Origin of the sequence: uncultured Fibrobacter sp. (assembly GCF_947166265.1) — a bacterium.
Lineage (GTDB): Bacteria > Fibrobacterota > Fibrobacteria > Fibrobacterales > Fibrobacteraceae > Fibrobacter.
The window spans coordinates 1-16,848 of sequence record NZ_CAMVDO010000025.1 but is presented as its reverse complement, the minus strand read 5'-3'; the positions used below and the strand labels follow the sequence as shown (position 1 = coordinate 16,848).

17 protein-coding genes, 1 tRNA gene and 1 pseudogene are annotated in these 16,848 nt (G+C 51.9%); 8 read left to right on the top strand and 11 right to left on the bottom strand.

What is annotated here, in order from left to right; genetic code table 11:
- Positions 1-186: 186 nt before the first annotated feature.
- Positions 187-474 (top strand): hypothetical protein, encoded by a 288-nt coding sequence (locus Q0W37_RS11520; RefSeq protein ID WP_297701712.1) that lies wholly within the window; start codon positions 187-189, stop codon positions 472-474.
- The gene (locus tag Q0W37_RS11515; protein WP_297701711.1) at positions 475-1,002 is read left to right on the top strand and encodes a hypothetical protein; all 528 of its coding nucleotides are present in this window, start codon (positions 475-477) and stop codon (positions 1,000-1,002) included.
- 6 nt (positions 1,003-1,008) lie between these two features.
- On the opposite strand, the gene Q0W37_RS11510 is transcribed toward Q0W37_RS11515, so the two are convergent.
- The 5 genes from Q0W37_RS11510 to Q0W37_RS11490 form a co-directional block, all read right to left on the bottom strand.
- A complete protein-coding gene (locus Q0W37_RS11510) occupies positions 1,009-1,908 on the bottom strand; it encodes a biotin--[acetyl-CoA-carboxylase] ligase (protein ID WP_297701710.1) in 900 nt (299 codons plus the stop codon).
- A gap of 10 nt (positions 1,909-1,918) precedes the next feature.
- Complete coding sequence (locus Q0W37_RS11505) at positions 1,919-2,065, bottom strand: hypothetical protein (protein WP_297701709.1); 147 nt, start codon at positions 2,063-2,065, stop codon at positions 1,919-1,921.
- A 79-nt stretch (positions 2,066-2,144) separates the two neighbouring features.
- Entirely contained in the window at positions 2,145-2,606 is a 462-nt protein-coding gene (locus Q0W37_RS11500) for a hypothetical protein (protein ID WP_297701708.1), read from the bottom strand.
- 102 nt (positions 2,607-2,708) lie between these two features.
- Positions 2,709-3,716, bottom strand: coding sequence for a tRNA (adenosine(37)-N6)-threonylcarbamoyltransferase complex transferase subunit TsaD (tsaD, locus tag Q0W37_RS11495; RefSeq protein WP_297701707.1), 1,008 nt, complete (start codon positions 3,714-3,716; stop codon positions 2,709-2,711).
- Positions 3,713-4,720 (bottom strand): hypothetical protein, encoded by a 1,008-nt coding sequence (locus Q0W37_RS11490; protein WP_297701706.1) that lies wholly within the window; start codon positions 4,718-4,720, stop codon positions 3,713-3,715. Before Q0W37_RS11490 ends, tsaD begins: the two co-directional genes overlap by 4 nt.
- 91 nt (positions 4,721-4,811) lie before the next feature.
- Here Q0W37_RS11490 and Q0W37_RS11485 point away from each other — a divergent pair, with 91 nt between their 5' ends.
- Genes Q0W37_RS11485 through Q0W37_RS11465 form a run of 5 tightly spaced genes read left to right on the top strand, consistent with a single transcriptional unit; the run spans position 4,812 to position 10,394 of the window.
- Positions 4,812-5,654, top strand: a complete 843-nt coding sequence (locus tag Q0W37_RS11485) for a permease-like cell division protein FtsX (RefSeq protein WP_297701705.1) — start codon at positions 4,812-4,814, stop codon at positions 5,652-5,654.
- Positions 5,655-5,657: 3 nt separating this feature from the next.
- Positions 5,658-6,995, top strand: a complete 1,338-nt coding sequence (locus Q0W37_RS11480) for a peptidoglycan DD-metalloendopeptidase family protein (RefSeq protein ID WP_297701704.1) — start codon at positions 5,658-5,660, stop codon at positions 6,993-6,995.
- Entirely contained in the window at positions 6,992-8,116 is a 1,125-nt protein-coding gene (locus Q0W37_RS11475; protein ID WP_297701703.1) for an AAA family ATPase, read from the top strand. The genes Q0W37_RS11480 and Q0W37_RS11475 overlap by 4 nt, the downstream gene beginning before the upstream one ends.
- Positions 8,116-9,885 carry a single-stranded-DNA-specific exonuclease RecJ gene (gene recJ, locus Q0W37_RS11470; protein ID WP_297701702.1) on the top strand — a complete coding sequence of 590 codons (1,770 nt, stop codon included), beginning with the start codon at positions 8,116-8,118 and terminating at the stop codon, positions 9,883-9,885. Before Q0W37_RS11475 ends, recJ begins: the two co-directional genes overlap by 1 nt.
- A gap of 8 nt (positions 9,886-9,893) precedes the next feature.
- Complete coding sequence (locus Q0W37_RS11465) at positions 9,894-10,394, top strand: hypothetical protein (RefSeq protein WP_297701701.1); 501 nt, start codon at positions 9,894-9,896, stop codon at positions 10,392-10,394.
- Here the strand turns inward: Q0W37_RS11465 and Q0W37_RS11460 are convergent, their stop codons facing one another.
- Together Q0W37_RS11460 and Q0W37_RS11455 are read right to left on the bottom strand one after the other, a co-directional pair.
- The gene (locus Q0W37_RS11460) at positions 10,395-10,823 is read right to left on the bottom strand and encodes a hypothetical protein (RefSeq protein WP_297701700.1); all 429 of its coding nucleotides are present in this window, start codon (positions 10,821-10,823) and stop codon (positions 10,395-10,397) included.
- A gap of 25 nt (positions 10,824-10,848) precedes the next feature.
- A tRNA-Leu gene (locus tag Q0W37_RS11455) sits at positions 10,849-10,931 on the bottom strand.
- Between the two features lie 48 nt (positions 10,932-10,979).
- On the opposite strand from Q0W37_RS11455, the gene Q0W37_RS11450 reads away from it, so the two are divergent.
- Positions 10,980-11,504 carry a hypothetical protein gene (locus Q0W37_RS11450; protein WP_297701699.1) on the top strand — a complete coding sequence of 175 codons (525 nt, stop codon included), beginning with the start codon at positions 10,980-10,982 and terminating at the stop codon, positions 11,502-11,504.
- A 53-nt stretch (positions 11,505-11,557) separates the two neighbouring features.
- Here Q0W37_RS11450 and Q0W37_RS11445 read toward each other — a convergent pair whose 3' ends face one another.
- The 4 genes and pseudogenes from Q0W37_RS11445 to Q0W37_RS11430 all read right to left on the bottom strand — a co-directional run.
- Positions 11,558-13,012 (bottom strand): hypothetical protein, encoded by a 1,455-nt coding sequence (locus Q0W37_RS11445; protein ID WP_297701698.1) that lies wholly within the window; start codon positions 13,010-13,012, stop codon positions 11,558-11,560.
- A gap of 75 nt (positions 13,013-13,087) precedes the next feature.
- Positions 13,088-14,602 (bottom strand): hypothetical protein, encoded by a 1,515-nt coding sequence (locus Q0W37_RS11440; RefSeq protein ID WP_297701697.1) that lies wholly within the window; start codon positions 14,600-14,602, stop codon positions 13,088-13,090.
- Positions 14,603-14,673: 71 nt separating this feature from the next.
- Positions 14,674-16,119, bottom strand: coding sequence for a hypothetical protein (locus tag Q0W37_RS11435; RefSeq protein WP_297701696.1), 1,446 nt, complete (start codon positions 16,117-16,119; stop codon positions 14,674-14,676).
- Between the two features lie 311 nt (positions 16,120-16,430).
- A pseudogene (locus tag Q0W37_RS11430) lies at positions 16,431-16,848 on the bottom strand (2,3-bisphosphoglycerate-independent phosphoglycerate mutase); the annotation flags it as partial.

Genomic DNA, 16,848 nt, shown 5'->3' with positions numbered 1-16,848 from the left:
CGATTATGGTTCTTTTGAGGCTTGGTGGATGCTCGGTCCTTATTTCAGTTTGTTTGTGTGCCAAATAGGTTGGGCCGATGTTTGTTTGTGTTGAATAAGAAATTTGTGCGAGAAAAAAAAGAATTTGATTGATATTTTGTTTGTAAAATAAGGTAAATTTATATGAAAAAATGGAGTAGATAGAATATGTCTCTATATGAAGAAAGAAAAGCTTCTTATGTATATAGGCTGAAAAAAGCCGCTGATAAAGAAGATGAATTGAATAAGATTTTGAACGAATTTGAGAATTCGCGAAAGCTTGAGGTTGTTAATGACTTAGAAAATATTTTCTTTAGAGAAGATTTTGAACGACAATTGTCAAGGTCGCTTCCAGATTATGGAAAGTGTAATGAAAGAATGTTCGTTTTAAGATGTACGAACAATTCTGAAATTTTAAAGGCGCTTGAGAAAGCAAAAAAATACCTGGAGGTTTAAATGTTTGCGCTTCAAATAATTGGAATTATTGTACCAATCATCATTTCAATAGTGGCTGTTGTTTTTTCCTGCAAAGCAAGTGCGAAAGCAAATAAGGCGAGCTTGGAGGCGAATAGGATCTCTTCGCAGAATGTAGCTTTGGCTGCTGAGAATACGCGATTGTCTAATGGGAATATGGAAATACAGGTTAGAGAAATGATTAGTGAAGCAAGACGCTTTTTGGCATCGGCAATACAAAATACGCTGATGTCAAGAATTAATCCGGATATCGCAAAGAATCCGGGCTTGGTGGAACTAGTGGACAATCTTCTTAGGGATGCTCAGCAGGATTACTTGAATGTATATGAGGAAGCATGCATGAAGTATATCGACGGCAAAATTGATAAGACAAGGTTTAAAAAGACGTATTTTGAGGAAATTAGAAATATTGTGAGAGATGAAAATTATAGGGCGCAATTTGATTTTTCTTCTACATATTATGCTATTAAACAAGTATATGATGAATGGAGTAATCAAGAAAGATTATAACTTTCCCTACACTTCTAAGTCGGCGGAATAGACGGTTTCTATGGTTCCGTCGTCGCATTTGAATAGCAGGCTTCCATCGTCTTGCATGTCGAGAATGGAGCCTGTTTTTTTGATGGAGCCTTCGCCGCTGTTACGGTTCTGGTCGGTGCATCGGTTGTTCACGACTATAGTTCCGCGGGCGCCGATGAACTGGTCCATGCGTTTCCACGCAGCAATCCACGGGCGGATGCCGAAGGCGCGGAACTGCCCGATGGCGCGTTCCAGATTGCCGATGAGCATTTGCAATAATTTTTCGCGATTAATCTTTTGTCCGCAAATATCTTTCAGTGTTGTGACGCTGCGGCCCAGGTGGGCGTAGTCGGCGGGGGAACTGTTCACGTTGATTCCCACGCCCATGCTGATGGCGGGCTTCGGAGAACCTTGTGTGCTTGTCATCCCCGCGAAGGCGGGAATCTCCTTTATAAATACTAACTCTGCTAAAATCCCGCAGAACTTGTGCTTTCCGCAGAGGATGTCGTTTGGCCACTTGACGGTGACTTTCCCAATGTCCTGGTTGCCGAGGCCTTTCGCGTTGGCGTCATCCTGGAGGCTCTTGAAAATTTCAGCGAAGGTAAGCGCCGCCACTTGCGTAATCTGCGGTGCCGAGGCGAGCGGGATTCCATCTAGCGGAATCAGGATGTTGAAGTAGAGGTTGAGACCGGCGGGGGAGTCCCAGGTGCGTTCGTGACGGCCACGTCCTGCCGTCTGCGTGTCGGCGACCATCAAGGTGCCGGGAACAATTTTTCCGGATGCGGCGCGGGCCTTCATTAAGCTGTGGGTGCTTTCGAGCGTTTCGAAAAGGAATGCGGGGGCGCCGCTGAATCCCGAGAGACTCCATTCGCTGAAATTTTTTTCGCTGCTAAACATGAACTAATCACTAGATGTTTTCAACAAGAGATCCTTCGACGTCTTTCACTTCGGACCGTTGCTCCGGCCCTTCGGCAAGCTCAGGGACCTTATTTCGGTTAGCGAGCCCGCGAAGCGTGAGCTTAAGCCTGTGCTGAGCTTTGTCGAAGCAAACCACGCTCAGGATGACACTCTCCTGATACCTGACCCCTCACTCCTCAAAGCGGCAACGCCGCGACCTCATACCACTCTCCTAATCACTTATCTTTCTGCTGGTCTTCGATCATCTTCAGCGCTTCTTCGGGGAAAATGGCGAAGTATTCCTTTTTCTTGTCTTCGAAAAGTTGCAACAGTCGTTCCTGCTCGAACTGTTCGCGGTCGATGTTCTGCATAAAGAATTCGTCGCGGGCAAAGTCGCGCGTGGTCATCAGCTGCTTGATATCTTCGGAGAGGTCGACGTCGTCCCACAGAATGTAGTAGGAACCGATGATTCCGTCGGCGAAAATGTCTACGTTCAGCGTGACTGAATTGTTCTTGGTCGAATCGACTAGTTCCACCTTGGTGTCGCGCTTTTCGGGGCGGAAAACTTCGACGTCGCTTACGGGCTTGTCCAGATCTTGTGCCCAAGCGCCTGCAAGGGGTATAAGACAGAATGCCAAACACACGGCAAGCGTTTTGGCCGTTTTGTGCATCAGCGTGAAGATAATTCTGTCTAGCATACCCATAATATACAATGAAAAAACAGAAAAGAAAAGGGGGCGTCAAAAAAGCGTGACGAAATAGGGGCTCGGGGCCCCGTTTTATGTGCTTTCCCTGAAATGTTACAGGGCGAGAGGCATCCAGGGCTTGACTTCGTTCACCGAGGTGAGTTTTCCCTGCAACTTGCGACGGATGGCTGCTGCTGCAATCATGGCTCCGTTGTCGGTACTCAGGCTGCGTTCCGGAATGCAGAACATGATCCCGTGCTTTTCGCAGTAGTCCTGCAACCTTGTGCGCAACCAGGCGTTTGCGCTCACGCCGCCTCCGACCACGAGGGTTTTCATGCGGGTCTTCTTGAGGGCGGTAATGGTCTTTGTCACAAGGCTATCGACAATGGCATCTTCGAGCGAGGCGCAGATGTCACCGATGTTTTTCTGAATGAATTCGGGATCGTGCGTTTCCGTGTAGCGGAGCACGGCGGTCTTTAGGCCGCTGAAAGAAAATTCGCAGTTGTCGTGAACGTGGAGTGCTCGCGGAAAGTCGACGAATTTGCGGTTGCCGTCTTTACCGAGGCGGCTGATGGTAGCACCTGCGGGGTACTTGAGGCCGAGCAACTTGCCGCACTTGTCGAAAGCTTCGCCTGCTGCGTCATCGCGGGTGCGCCCGATGCTGGTGTACTTGAAACCGGGCTCTTCAAGTACAAGTTCCGTGTGCCCGCCCGAAACGGTGAGTGTCAAAAACGGCGGCTCGATTTCGGGGTGCGTGAGCCAGGCTGCGGCGAGGTGTCCTTCCAGGTGGTTCATGCCGTATGCCGGAATCTGCAAGTCGCGGGCAAGTCCCTTTGCAAAGCTTGCTCCGACAAGGAGCGGTCCCATAAGGCCCGGGCCTGTGGTGTAGGCGATGGCGTCGATGTCCTTGAGTTCGATGCCGGCTTCCTTGACGGCGGCTTCTGCGATGGGTGAAATTTTCTGCAGGTGGGCGCGTGCCGCGATTTCGGGAACGACGCCGCCGTATAGCGCGTGCTCGTCGATCTGGCTGTAGAGCGGGTTCGAGAGGACTTTTACAGGATCGTCCTGCAATACGGCGCAGGCGGTTTCGTCGCAGCTTGATTCTATTCCAAGCCAGATCATGGGACAACCTCTTCTAGCGAGTCGGCTTTTGTGACGGGCTTTTCCTCTTTTTTCAGGAGAGTCACTTTTTCGGGCTTGAGCTGAATCGCCTTGATAGACATTTCGCGGTTAATGTGTGCCGGGAGCGAAAGCTTCACGGTGGGGGCTAGGCTGTCGGCGTCTTCGATGGCAAAGCGGTTGAATTCCATCAGGATTTCAATGTTGCTTGCCGTAATGGAATCGAGTGCGATATTTCCGCCCGTGATTTCCACGGAAAGCTTAGTCGGTTGGAGCGAGTAGACGTTCCTGTCGAAAAATCCGATCAGGTTGACGGGAATGTCGCTGTAGGTCTTGCTTGCCATTTTCTGAATATCGATAGAAATGGTGACTAGGGAATCGCTCGGGCGGACAAAGGCGGGAAGAGTCGAAAAGTCAAGCGGAACGGTGAACGCCTGGCTTTCGCGCAGGGTGTCGAAATAGGCGGAATCCGTGGGAATGTCGATAATGCGCGTAAGGGCGTTCCTTGCACCGGATACGACGATTTCTTCGGGGGACACCTGCGGGTTGTCGGCAATCAGGTAACCCTGGGCCGCATTGAACGTCGCCACCGACTTGATGGGTACATTTCGCGTGATGCGGGTGTCGATATCGAGGTCTACGAACAGAAGCTGGTTTTCGGGTTCAACGAAATGGATGTCCGGGAAACCCGCCGCGACAAAGTTCTTGCCGTCCAAGTGGATGCGCGTGGCTCCCAGTTCGGCCTGTTGCATGTCGACGACCATTGCGATGGAATTCTGTTTCGGATCGCGTATGGTTTGCTGCAAGCGGATCAGATCCCAGGACCTGCCTTCGACCGTGATGTGGAGCGTATGGGGTGGCTTCGAGGCGATTGCCATGGTCTCGGGCATCTTTACAAAGTTGAGCGGGACCTCCACGGAAAGCTGGAAATCCTTCTGCGAAATCACCAAGAACCAGAGGGCGATACCAAAAATTAGTGCCGTTATCTTTAATACGATGTTTCCCATAGTTGCCCTGTAAAGAACCCCCTAAAATTTAGTTATAATTCACCTCGTGTTCGGACAACTGGGTTATTTAATATCGGAATCTTTCCGCGGAATGAAACAGCACCGCACGGTAATATTGCCGTCGCTGGTGACAATTTTCCTTTGTTCTCTGTTGCTCTCGGCGTCTTTTGTGGCGTTTGGCACTGTGATGCGCATCCTTTCCATGGAAAAGAATCTCTATGCGGTCGAGGCATTCTTGCCCGAGTCCCTTCCCGAAGATTCACTGAAGGTGATTCGTACGCACCTGGAGCATACCAAGCATATCGGGTCGGTTACGTTTGTGAGCGCCGATTCCGCCCTGGCCGATTTCCGCAGGCATTTTTCGGGCGAGATGCTTGACCTTGTGGAAGGAAACCCGATTCCTCCGTTTTTCAGGGTGACGCTCGCCGACGACAGTAGGGACCCTGCGGCACTGATTGAACTCAAGAACGCGCTTTCGCGCGAGGATTATTTCGAAGAGGTGCAGGCTCCGGTCGAATGGGTCGAAAAGATTGCCGCCTGGAAATTTCGGATGGTGTTCTGGCCCATTTGCATAAGCGTGCTCTTGCTCTTTACGCTTTCGCTCATTATCTGCAATTCGGTGCGGCTTTCTCTCTTGTCGCGCAGGCTTCTGGTAGAGAACATGAAGTATGCCGGCGGAAGCCATTTCTTTATCGAGTTCCCGTTCGTGATGCAGGGCGTCATTCAGGGCCTGGTGGGTTCCGGTCTTGCCGTAATCCTACTTGCGGCGGTGGTGCGCTCTGTGGCTGGAGTTTTCCCGATTGTCGAGGCGAACCTGGGCGGACTTGGGTTGGTGCTTTTCTCGGTCGTATTGCTGGTGACGCTCCTTGCGGGGTATTTCAGTTTTCGCACGGTTCGCGGTTTCCTTTCGATCAAGCGTGGCGAACAGGATTGATGCATGCGCCTTTCCGTTCTGTTGTTCTGTCTGCTAGTCGGTCTTACTTTTTCCGCCGCATCCGCAAAGCCAAAGGCTACTTCGACCAAGGCCTCGAAGACGTCTGTCGTTTCCAAGTCCAAGCAGAATTCTGTCACTAAAAAGACGGACGCCCAGATTGACGAACAGAAAAACGCCCTCAAGAAACTCGAGTCGGACTTGGCGAAAAAGAGGCAGGAGCTGGCCCTTTTGGAAACCGAGGAAAAGGGCGTTCTCAACACGATTTCGATTCTTGACCAGAACCTGAACCAGACGCGTACCTACATCACCGAGCTTTCCAAGAGCGAACTGATGCTTGAACGGGCGATCGTGAACCTCTCTGCCGATATCGATTCGCTGGACCGTAAAATCGTGGTGCGCAAGGAAGCCATGAAAAAGCGGATTCGTAGCTTGTACGTGAACGGCCGCAAAGGGGAAGCGCGCGTACTTTATAGCTTGCTTACCCAGGAAGGAAACCCCGACCGTCAGGTCTACTGGGTTCACCACATTCTGAACCAGGATCGCGAAGAAATCGAGACGCTTTCGCTGCTGATTCAGGAACGTGACGAAAAGAAGCAGATGGAGTCTGCACACCTGTCCGACCTCAAGCAGCTGCGTTCCAAGAAAGCCGCCGAAGAGAAGGGGCTTGTTTCGCAGATGAGCGGCCAGGAAAAGATGCTCCTGAGCCTGAAGCAGGACCAGAGCATGCAGCGCCGGGCCTTGAAGGAATTCGAGCAGAACCAGAAGACGATGCTTGCGCTTATCAAGAAACTGGAAGAACGCCGCAAGAAAGAAATCGAACAGGCGAAAAAGGAAGAGGCCGCCCGCAAGGCCCGCGAAAAGGCCGAGAAGGCGAAGAAGGATAAGAAGAAGGAAAAGGCCCCGGCAAAGACGGTGGAAAAGCCGAAGGTGACGGTGGCGGAAGCGCTCAAGGGTCCGAAGTGCATGCCGATGAAGGGTGATGTCATCAGTAATTACGGTTTGCAGGAACATCCGGTGCTGCATATCATGACGCGAAACCTGGGTGTGGAAATCCGGGGAAAACGGGGCGATGCGGTTCGTGCCGCCGCTGCTGGAACGGTGGTGATGGTCGCCGAAATCGATGGCCGTGGCCCTTCTGTCATTATTGAACATGCGGGGGGAACCTACTCCGTGTACGGGCATCTCAAGTCTATCCGCGTGCAGGAGGGCAAAGAGGTGCGAAATTGCGAAGAAATTGGCGAAGTCGGCGATGTGGCGTCGCTAAATGGAATTAAATTGTATTTCCAAGTAAGCGAGGGTACGCAGACCGTGGATCCCTTGCTGTGGTTAAAGCAGAAATGATCGAATATACTTTACATGGCCCCGTGTCTCAGGAACGCTCCCGCATCCGCGTGATGTCGGCCCTCCGTGAAAATCGCTTTCCGCAGGCGGTGCTGATTGATGGCCCTGCCGGAATCGGCAAGAAGGCGCTCGCCATGGAAATTGCGAAGGCGCTGCAGTGTACCGATCCGAATATGCGTCCGTGCGGACATTGTTTCGGCTGCCGTATGGCAGAGGATAGCGGTTCTACCGAGAAGTGGGTCGTGCCGATGGAATCCGACGAGGCGCATGCCCGCAGTTCCGACGACGTTGCTCCGGGAAGCAAGGCGAAAACCATCGAGGATTTCAAGAAGGCCTATATCGAGGAAATCCAGAAGAACCCTTACCGCGTAGATATATTCTCGGCGGGGGCGTTTATTTCGGTGGACCTGATTCGTGCGATGACGTCTGCCTTTGCCATGAAGGGCGATCGAGTACGTACGGTGATTGTTTCCGATGCCGACCGTATGAACGAGTCTGCCGCAAATGCTTTCCTCAAGACTCTGGAAGATGTTCCTGCGGATACCTATTTCATTTTGACGACGTCTTCGCGCGAAAAGATTCTGCAGACGATCCGTTCCCGTTGCCTTGCGCTTCACCTGTTGCCGCTTTCCGACAACGAGGTCCGTGGCGAGGTATTGAAGTTTGCGGGCGAGGACTTTGACGAATCTGCTTTGACCGACGATATTGTAGGACTTGCGGAAGGCTCGCCGGGAAAGGCGCTTTACTATGCCGAAAACGGAAAGGGGTGGCTAGACCTTTCGGTCGACTTTTTGCAGAAGTCCCTGAAGGGCGATTATACGGGACTTTTCTTGCAGCTCAAGGAAACCACGCTGGAAGATCCGTACATGGCGAATCGCTTTTTGGAAGTGCTCTCCTTCTTGCTTGCTGACTTGCTTCGCGAACAGGCGGGGGCAACGCTTCGCATGCCAGAGACTGCCCACAAGGTTGATATGGCGCAGTTCCCCCGTATCGATGCGACGGCACTGGAACTTTCGCTAGTGACGGTGCAGGAAACCATGTCCCGAATCGAGTCGCGTCGAATTACTCCGATGATGTGCCTGCAGACGCTCTCGCTCAAGATTTTTGAAGGGTACAAGTAATGACCTTGGAAAGTGGAATGCTCGAGAATGGCGATGAACGCCTTGCGTCTTCGATGGCGCAAAGCTTGCGCATTCCCCATGTCGTTGCCCGTTTTCTCGTGTCGAGGGGAATTCGAACCTTGACCGAGGCGCACCGCATGTTGTGCGGCAATTCCGATGATGTGAACGACCCGTTCCTGATGAAGGGAATGGAAGAGGCGGTCGCATGGTTGCTGGACGTCCGTGAAAAGGGCGAAAAGATTTTTGTTTTCGGTGACTACGACCTGGACGGGATGACGGCCGTGACGCTCATGACGCGTGCACTTGCCGAACTGGGAATCGAGTCGGATTGGCGCCTTCCGAACCGCTTTGGCGACGGGTACGGGCTCTCTTCGTCTGCCGTCGAGGAAATGTACCAGGCGGGGGCACGCTACGTGATTACGGTCGATACCGGCATTACTGCAAATGTTGAAATTGCGCAGGCGAAAAAACTCGGAATGTCGATTCTTGTAATCGATCACCACCAGCCGTCGGGCGAGGGCCTTCCCGAATGTGACGTCCTTCTGGATCCTCACCAGGAAGGTGACCTGTATCCGAATCCGGAGCTTTGCGGCGTCGGTGTTTCGTACAAATTTGTATGCGCCCTTTATTCGCGGTTGTCGATGCCCGAACCACGTAAATTCCTGGACCTTGTTGCCCTTGGAACTCTTGCCGACCTGGTCCAGATGACGCCTGAAAACAGGGCGTTCACCAAGGCTGGACTCAAGTCGATAGAAGGCAGTTGCTGGCCCGGCTTGCAGGAAATGTATGGCGACCTCATGAAGTCGCACGGAAGCGTGGGTGGCATCGATGTCATGTACAAGTTTGCTCCGCTCCTGAATGCACCTGGCCGCATGGAACGCCCCGATCCAGCTCTCAAGCTTTTGTTGAGTCCGAACATGGCGGCGGCGAACGCCCTCATGGCGGAACTTCGCGAATGGAACAGCAAGCGCAAGCAGAAGGAAGCCGAAATAACCGACATGGCGCTCGAACAGGTCAAGGCGACCTATGGCGACAAGCTTCCGACAGTCCTTGTGGTGGCGGGTAACGATTGGCACGTAGGGGTCATCGGTATCGTTGCGGCAAAGCTTGCCCAGGAATATCACCGTCCGACGGCGGTGCTTTCGATAAGCGACGGCATGGCGCATGCGAGTGCCCGAGCGGTACCCGGTTTCAACTGGCACAAGGCGCTTTTTGATTCCAGGGATCTTTTTGACCGCTGGGGTGGCCACGCCAATGCGGCGGGGTTCTCGCTTCCTGCCGACAAGATCGATGAACTCCGCAGGCGCCTTGAAGCTTCGGCGGAATGTCAGGATTATAAGGGCGAAGTCGAGGAACCGCAGGCGGAGTCCTGTCCGTTCGACATCCGAATCTCGCTGAACGAACTGGTGGTGGAATCGTCGCAGTACATGCGTGTTGGCGATTCGATACGGCCGAATAACGCGTTGATCTCGGTGCTCGATTTCCTGGAACGGCTGGAACCCTTCAGTGGCAGTTTCCCCTATCCGACGTTCCGTGCGGACAACATCAAGATTCATCGCCTGCGTGAAATTCGTGGCGGGCATCTGCAGATGGATGTTTCTCAGGCCGGCAGCCGCGTATTCCCGGCGATAGCCTTTGGACTTCGCAAGTGCAAGACTCTGCTCAACAAGAACAAGCCTGTCTCGATCATCTTTGAACCGACCTGGAATTACTTCAACGACCGTAAATCCATGCAGCTTTGTATCAAGGCTATCGAAACGGATGATTGAGGGGGCCTATGAAAAGCGATCTGCCCATCTTCTTTTTGATACTTGTCTTTGCGGGGCTTTTGTTCGCAATATACCATATTAAGCCGTACCAGGCGCCGGTGTCGATTGTACCCGTCGTAAACGAGAAACAGTGGAATGCGTTTACGGGACGTATGGTGATGCCTTCGGTAGACGATTTCTATGTGCTGGAAAATTCCGCGGACCGCGACCTGTTTCAGTTCGAAAAATTTCTACAGGGCCGCGCGGCAGGGCTTCATTGGGCGTCCGCAGAGCATTTCAAGAAATTGAAAAATGCGGCCCCTTCCGAAAAAAAGGATGTTGTCATTGGGCTAAAGCTCACGCTGGATTCCCTGGGAATGTTTACGCCGGAAATTCTATTCAGCAATACCGACGACGAAAATTTGAAAGGCCTGGTGCTTTCGCAAATCCAGACCTATTGGCGTTATCCACGGAGCGTTGGCGGACGTTTTGTCGTTTGGGTGCCTATTGTGTGGAAGGCTAACTACTAACTATTTGCTCTTGAGGATAGAGAGCAACTGTTCGGTACGCTTTTCGATCAGGATGAACGCTTCGAACATGCGGGCTTCGCGCCACTTGATCAGGTACTTGGCGCGCCATTCCTCGGCCACTTCTTTGGGGTCTTCGTGGTGCGATTCGTTACGGTACCATTCTTCTTTCTTGATTTCCCGGATCATGTCGCCCATTTCGGCGGCGGGCTGCAGAGAACCCTTGCAGAGCAAAAGGGCGCGCAGGTTGTCCAGGAGAATTTCGTCGGTCGGTTCTTCCGCGTCTTCACGGGCGCAGTCCCAGATTTCGCCACGGTGGCGTTCCGTCCAGCCCATCAGGTGCTTTTCGGTCCTGGCGAGTTCACCCTTCGCGAGTTTTTCTTCGACGGCTTCGCGCGGGTAGTAGATGCTGTTCGGGTAGAATTCGATCATGGGCTGCTCCATTGGTTGCCGTTAATGCCCGGGGCGGGACTTGAACCCGCACGAGGTTGCCCTCAAGGGATTTTAAGTCCCCAGTGTCTACCATTCCACCACCCGGGCTCGGGCGTGACATAAATATAGAAAAAAGTCTTTACTAAATTGCATTTTATGAAATACTTTGCCTTTTTCGGGGCTTTGTTCCTTACAGCCCCCCTTTTCGCCTACGATGGCGACATGGACACCTACCATGAATTCAAGGAAGACCTTTCGCTTGCCCGCGACGGCTACGTCGCGTCTCTCAACATGGCGATGGAATCGGCGAACGAAAGTACCGAAGGTACGCAAGAAGGCTGGTTCAGTCTCCGCGACAAGGGTGGCGCCCGCTCCTGGATGCAGCTCGATTTCGAGGCTCCCGACCTCAAGTTTACTACGATAACCGAAATGCCCTACGGCTTCAAGCTCAAGGGCTCGCATGGCGCCTACAAGATCGACGCCGAAATCCGCGTCGTCACTCGCGATTCCGACATCTTCTACGACGTTAAGTACAACAAGGCGAGCAACGCCGCCGGCAAGGAAATCTTCGGCGAGGTGTTCCGCAACGACCGCGTCGTGTTCTACGACGAAAGCACCCCCTGCAAGCGCAAGGCCGTCACCTGCATCAACGAATACTCCCGCGGCACGCTGGGAAAGTAATGAAAAGGCCGCCCCATTTCATGGGGCGGCCTTTAGAGTATAACGCCTATTGATTAGTCGTTGGCTTTATCGAGCTGATAGTCGTCATACAGGCCAGCAATCTTCTGGAAGTACTGTATAAGCTGACGGGCAACTACGAGAGCGTCCTGCATGGGCTCTGCAGCATGGTCGATGATGTTGAGGCAGTAGGCGATGGACTGTTGGTCAAGAACCTGAGTCAGCGGAACATTGCCTTCGTCCTTGTTGAACTGCAGGGCGGGCATCGTCCAGAAGTCAACACCGAACTGCACCGTTTCGAAAGTGACTGGAATTTCCTGGTCCACTTCTTTTGCGGTGATAGATGCGGTCACCAGTTTGTTCACCTGCTTGGTGTAGTTTTCGATGGTCTTTTCGTCGGCGTAGCTGCGACGGGCGGCGGCCAGTTCCTGCTGAGCCTTGAGCAACTTGCCTGTATCGGACACCTTCATCGCAATGGTGACATCGTCAAGCAAGGTCAGCGAAGAGCTGTCGATGCTCAAGTCGGAGATCAATCCCGTCATAACCGAGAATACGTCCACGATGCCGTCACTGTTGGCCATGTTCGAGAAGTCGATGGGGTTTTTATTTGTACGGGTCTGCACGATACGGTAGGCCAGCATGTTCTTCTTGTTATGCACAAAAGCGATCTTTGCGCCTGCCATGTGCTTTGCCGGATCCTGTCCGATAGCAAATGCGATCGATGCTGCATCGGCTTCCACCTTTTTGCCACTAGCAAGTTCGGCGGCTTCGAGAGAGGACTTGATTTCGCCAGTGGCGTTGAAGGCGGAAGTCATCCTGTCGAGGTATTCGGACTTGCCGCTCATCTTGACTTCGTTCTTGAACGAACCAGTGTAGAGGTCAATCCACTTGCCTTCGGGCTTGATAGAGAGTGCGAAGGAAATTTCCTCCGGAACCTTCATCACGACTGCAAGTTCGTCGGTGGACAACTTCTTGAGAATGTGCTTGAACGAATCCTTGCCCATCTTCATGGTCAGCTTAAGAGATTTCTCGAGAATCTTTTGGGTTTCCGGATTCTTCAGCGGAAGGATCATTTCGAAGTTCTTGGCTTCCTTGACATCGAACGTCCCATCCTTTTGCAGGGTGAAGCTGTAATTGAGCTTGTTCAGGTCGACCGTAGCCATTTTTTTGTAGCCCATCTTGCCGAGTTCGCTCTTCTTGTCCACGTCGGTGATGCTTTCAAAAATGTCCCGGCTGAGGGTAAGCGTAATGGCGTTTTCGACTTCAGGATTGTTGAGAACATTTTCGTTAAAATCCATATTTATATGGTTGGCGAGTTCCCATGAATTGAAGTTGAGGTTCTCTGCAAGTTCCTTGAGGTTTGCGCGAGTGTTTTCCACGAAGGCGGTGCGTTCTACGCTGGGCTTCGGTTCTTCCAGTGTGCTGCTCGACGAACTGTCATCGGAACAGGCGTTAAAGAGGGCGCCCCCACATACCAGGGACGTCGCGAGCATCCATTGCATTTTTTTCATGATTTTCTCCTTGAAAATGTTGCTTTTTGGCTGAAACTTGAAAGTAAACGTTGAACAAGGTTGAAAAGCGGGGATTTACTCTTCGACCTTCTTCATTTCGAAGGTGGCGGTGTAGGTGGATCCGTCTTCATCTGCGCGGAGGCCGGTCCATTTCATGCCTCCCTTCTTGAGGGTTTCGATTTCCCACCATTCGCGGTATTCCTGCTGATTCTTGCCGTTGTTTTTCCAGCGGGTGCAAAGCAGGGGGCCTTCAACAAAGTAGTCGGCGTAGGCGTCATCGCTCACTTTCCACTTGCCTTTCTCCTTAAAGTAGAAAAGGAAGGTGCCGTCTTTCTTGAATTCCCAGCGGTGTTCCTCGCGGTCATCGTAGTCAGACTTTTCGCTGGTAATCTTGCCTTCCCAGATGCCCAAAATGTCTTCGGAGTAGTCCTCGGTAACTCGGGTAAAATGAACCGCCTTCGGAGAGAATACGCTCGGCTGCTTTTTCCCGTCTTCGATCATGTTCGAAGAAAGGTAGGTGTACATGTCATTATCGGTAATCGCAACCACTTCGTGCGTGAAGACTCTTTCGGAGAAGTCATTCTTTACGGTCCAGGACAGAAGATTGTCCTTGAGGGTAAGGTTGAATTCCTCGCCGTCCAGCCATTCGTTTCTGTCCGTGTAGGATAAGCTTTGACGCAGTTTCTTGGTCGATACGATGTCTGTGACCACTTTCCTGTTCGTAAGGGCCTGCTTGCCGTCGGTTTCCGCAAGAATCCACTTGCCGATCATCTTCTTTTCGATGTCTGCCTTGGTGAGAGGCTTGACCTTTTTCATTTTGAAGCTTGCCGTGTAGGTGGAACCGTCGCCTTTCGCGCGGAGCGCGGTCCATTTCATGACGTTGTCCTTGATGGATTCCACTTCCCACCATTCGCGGTTTTCTTTGCCGTCAATCACCCAGCGGGTGCAGAGGAGCGGTCCGTCCACAAAGTATTCGGACTTGGTCTGATTGGGGTTGGGAATCCAGTTGCCGTCTTCGTCTTGAACGTAGTAACGGAAGGTGCCGTTGTCCAGGTATTCCCAGCGGTGTTTCTGGCCGTCATCAAATGTGGAACCTTCCTTGCTGGTACTTGAACCTTCCCAGAGGCCAATGATCGACTGGGAGTAGTCTTCGGTCACGCGGACGTAGGAAATTTCATTGGAACTTTCCTGTACAACGTCGTCTATTACAGTACTTCTTTGGAAGGTTGTCTTTAGGTTGTTTTCATCGACGGATTCGACAATCCATTTGAAGTCTGTCTTCGTTATGGAATTGTCCCAGAACGTATAGGAAATTTCGTTGTCCTTGGTGCTGTACGAAAATTCGGTTTGCCCTTGCCATACCGAGTCCCCAAGGGCTATACTTGCGGTCCCTTTCTTGTTCGATTCGAATGTGACAACGGCCTTCTTGTTTGTGAGAGCCTTTTTACCGCCGATTTCCGTATTGATCCACTTACCGACAATTTTCTCGTCGAGGTCCGAAACGGTAGGGGCGCTGCTACTGCTGCTGTCGTCCGAGCAACCTGTAAATACGGTGGTTGCGACCGCCAATGTCGTAATTAGCCTTTTCATATTTTCTCCTTGTAGCAAAAAAATAACAAAAGCCGCCCCATTTTGGGGCGGTCTTAAGAGTTTATAGCTTATTATTCAGCGTCGTTATCGCCCTGATAGTCGTCATACAGGCCGGCGAGTTTCTGGAAGTACTGCATCAGCTGACGGACAACCACAATGGCATCCTGCATCGGTTCGGCAGCGTGGTCGATGATGTTGATACCGTATTCGATGGACTTCTGGTCAAGGACTTCAACCAGCGGAACGTAGCCTTCGTCCTTGTTGAACTGCAGGGCGGGCATCGTCCAGAAGTCAACACCGAACTGCACCGTTTCGAAGGTCACCGGAATCGTCTGGTCCACATCCTTTGCGGTGAGGGAGGCTGTCACCAGCTTGTTCACCTGCTTGGTGTAGCTTTCGATGGTCTTTTCGTCGGCATAGTTACGACGGGCGTCTGCCAAGGCCTGCTGAGCCTTCATCAGCTTCTGGTTGTCGGAAACCTTCAGCGAAATGGTGATGTCGTCAAGCAAGGTCAGGGTCAGACTGTCGATGCCTGTGCCGGCTGCGAGCGCTGTGATAACATCCACGATGCTGCTGCTGTTGGTGAGTTCAGAAAGGTCTACGTCGTCTCTGTCACCCATGTGGTTTTCGACATAGAAGGACAGCATGTTCTTCTTGTTATGCTTGAAGTCGAACATTGCTCCGTTCTTTTTCTTGGAGACATCCTTGCCGATGGCGAACTTGATGGTTGTGGCATCGGCCTTGGTCTTGTCGCCGTTTGCCAATTCGATCGCCTTGAGGGTCGAGTTTACTTCACCGGTAATATTGAAGGACGTGTTCCTTATGTCCACGTATTCGGACTTGCTGTTAGATCTGATGTCGTTCTTGAATGAACCCGTAAAGAGGTCTGCCCACTTGCCATCGGGCTTGGCCGAGATAGCGAAGGAAATTTCCTCCGGAACCTTCATCACGACTGCAAGTTCGTCGGAGGATAATTTCTTGTTGATGAACTTGTACGAATCTCCGCCCATCTTCAAGGTCAGCTTAAGAGATTCTTCGGAAACCTTCTTGGTTTCCGGATTTCGAATCGGAAGTACGATTTCGAAGTTCTTTGCTTCCTTGACATCGAACGTTCCGTCCTTGGTCAGGGTAAAGGAGGCCTTGAGCCTGGAAAGGTCAACTGTAGCCACGTTTTCGTAGCCCAGCTTGCCGAGTTCACTCTTCTTTTCCACCGCGGTGATACTATTGTAGATATCTGCGCTTATCGTTCTCGTAATGGCGTTATCAATTTCATCATTGTTGAGAACCCTTTCGTTGAATTCCATATTCATGTGGTTGGCGAGCTGCCAAGAACTGAAGTTGAGGTTCTCTGCAAGATCCTTGAGGTTGGCACGAGTGTTTTCGACAAAGGCGGTCTGTTCTGCGCTTGCCTTCGGTTCATCCGGTGTGCTGCTCGACGAACTGTCATCGGAACAGGCGGTAAAGAGTGCTCCCCCACATACCAGGGACGTTGCGAGCATCCATTGCATTTTCTTCATAATTTTCTCCTTACAAAAAGATGTTTTTTGTTATGAAAAGAAATGTAAACAAAAAAAAGTGAAAGTGGATGATAAAAATGCAATGTAAATGAATTTTTACAGAATGGCGCGACGAAAAAAAGGAACCCCGAAGGGTTCCTTTCTATAATTCTAATCTAGATCCTTAGATTCCGCCCTTCGGCAGGCTCAGGGACCTTACTCGGTTAGCGAGCTTGCGAAGCGTGAGCTTAAGCCTGTGCTGAGCACTGTCGAAGCAAACCACACTCAGGATGACACTAACACTTCGTCCTTCTCGCGAAGGCGAGAATCTATTACTTGATGATCAACATCGAGTCGTCCCAAGCCTCATGTTTCTCGAGGCCGAGGAGGTTCGCGGTCGTTGCAGCGATGTTCGACAGACCCCAGTCGCCTTCCTTGAGGCCGAGCTTGCCGCCCGTTACGTTATCGTAAAGGATGCAGGGCACCTTGTTGAGGGTGTGGCTCGTCTTGGCCTTGAAGGAACCGTCCTTGTTGACCTTCGGCATGCCGGTCTTCTTGTCGATTTCATACATTTCGTCGGCGTTACCGTGGTCAGCCGTGATGATAGCGACACCACCGAGAGCGTCAATCACCGGGAGGAGTCGTGCGAGGCCGATGTCCACAGCTTCGATAGCCATCGTAGCAGCGCGGAAGGAACCGGTGTGGCCCACCATGTCGCCGTTCGGGAAGTTGCAGCGGAGCGTCTGGTAC

Coding starts and splice junctions, on each gene's coding strand:
- tsaD (WP_297701707.1), bottom strand. CDS start 3,716: ATGATCTGGCTTGGAATAGAATCAAGCTGCGACGAAACCGCCTGCGCC.
- Q0W37_RS11440 (WP_297701697.1), bottom strand. CDS start 14,602: ATGAAAAGGCTAATTACGACATTGGCGGTCGCAACCACCGTATTTACA.
- recJ (WP_297701702.1), top strand. CDS start 8,116: ATGACCTTGGAAAGTGGAATGCTCGAGAATGGCGATGAACGCCTTGCG.
- Q0W37_RS11515 (WP_297701711.1), top strand. CDS start 475: ATGTTTGCGCTTCAAATAATTGGAATTATTGTACCAATCATCATTTCA.
- Q0W37_RS11480 (WP_297701704.1), top strand. CDS start 5,658: ATGCGCCTTTCCGTTCTGTTGTTCTGTCTGCTAGTCGGTCTTACTTTT.
- Q0W37_RS11485 (WP_297701705.1), top strand. CDS start 4,812: ATGAAACAGCACCGCACGGTAATATTGCCGTCGCTGGTGACAATTTTC.
- Q0W37_RS11445 (WP_297701698.1), bottom strand. CDS start 13,012: ATGAAAAAAATGCAATGGATGCTCGCGACGTCCCTGGTATGTGGGGGC.
- Q0W37_RS11465 (WP_297701701.1), top strand. CDS start 9,894: ATGAAAAGCGATCTGCCCATCTTCTTTTTGATACTTGTCTTTGCGGGG.
- Q0W37_RS11475 (WP_297701703.1), top strand. CDS start 6,992: ATGATCGAATATACTTTACATGGCCCCGTGTCTCAGGAACGCTCCCGC.
- Q0W37_RS11490 (WP_297701706.1), bottom strand. CDS start 4,720: ATGGGAAACATCGTATTAAAGATAACGGCACTAATTTTTGGTATCGCC.
- Q0W37_RS11520 (WP_297701712.1), top strand. CDS start 187: ATGTCTCTATATGAAGAAAGAAAAGCTTCTTATGTATATAGGCTGAAA.
- Q0W37_RS11435 (WP_297701696.1), bottom strand. CDS start 16,119: ATGAAGAAAATGCAATGGATGCTCGCAACGTCCCTGGTATGTGGGGGA.
- Q0W37_RS11510 (WP_297701710.1), bottom strand. CDS start 1,908: ATGTTTAGCAGCGAAAAAAATTTCAGCGAATGGAGTCTCTCGGGATTC.
- Q0W37_RS11500 (WP_297701708.1), bottom strand. CDS start 2,606: ATGCTAGACAGAATTATCTTCACGCTGATGCACAAAACGGCCAAAACG.
- Q0W37_RS11460 (WP_297701700.1), bottom strand. CDS start 10,823: ATGATCGAATTCTACCCGAACAGCATCTACTACCCGCGCGAAGCCGTC.
- Q0W37_RS11450 (WP_297701699.1), top strand. CDS start 10,980: ATGAAATACTTTGCCTTTTTCGGGGCTTTGTTCCTTACAGCCCCCCTT.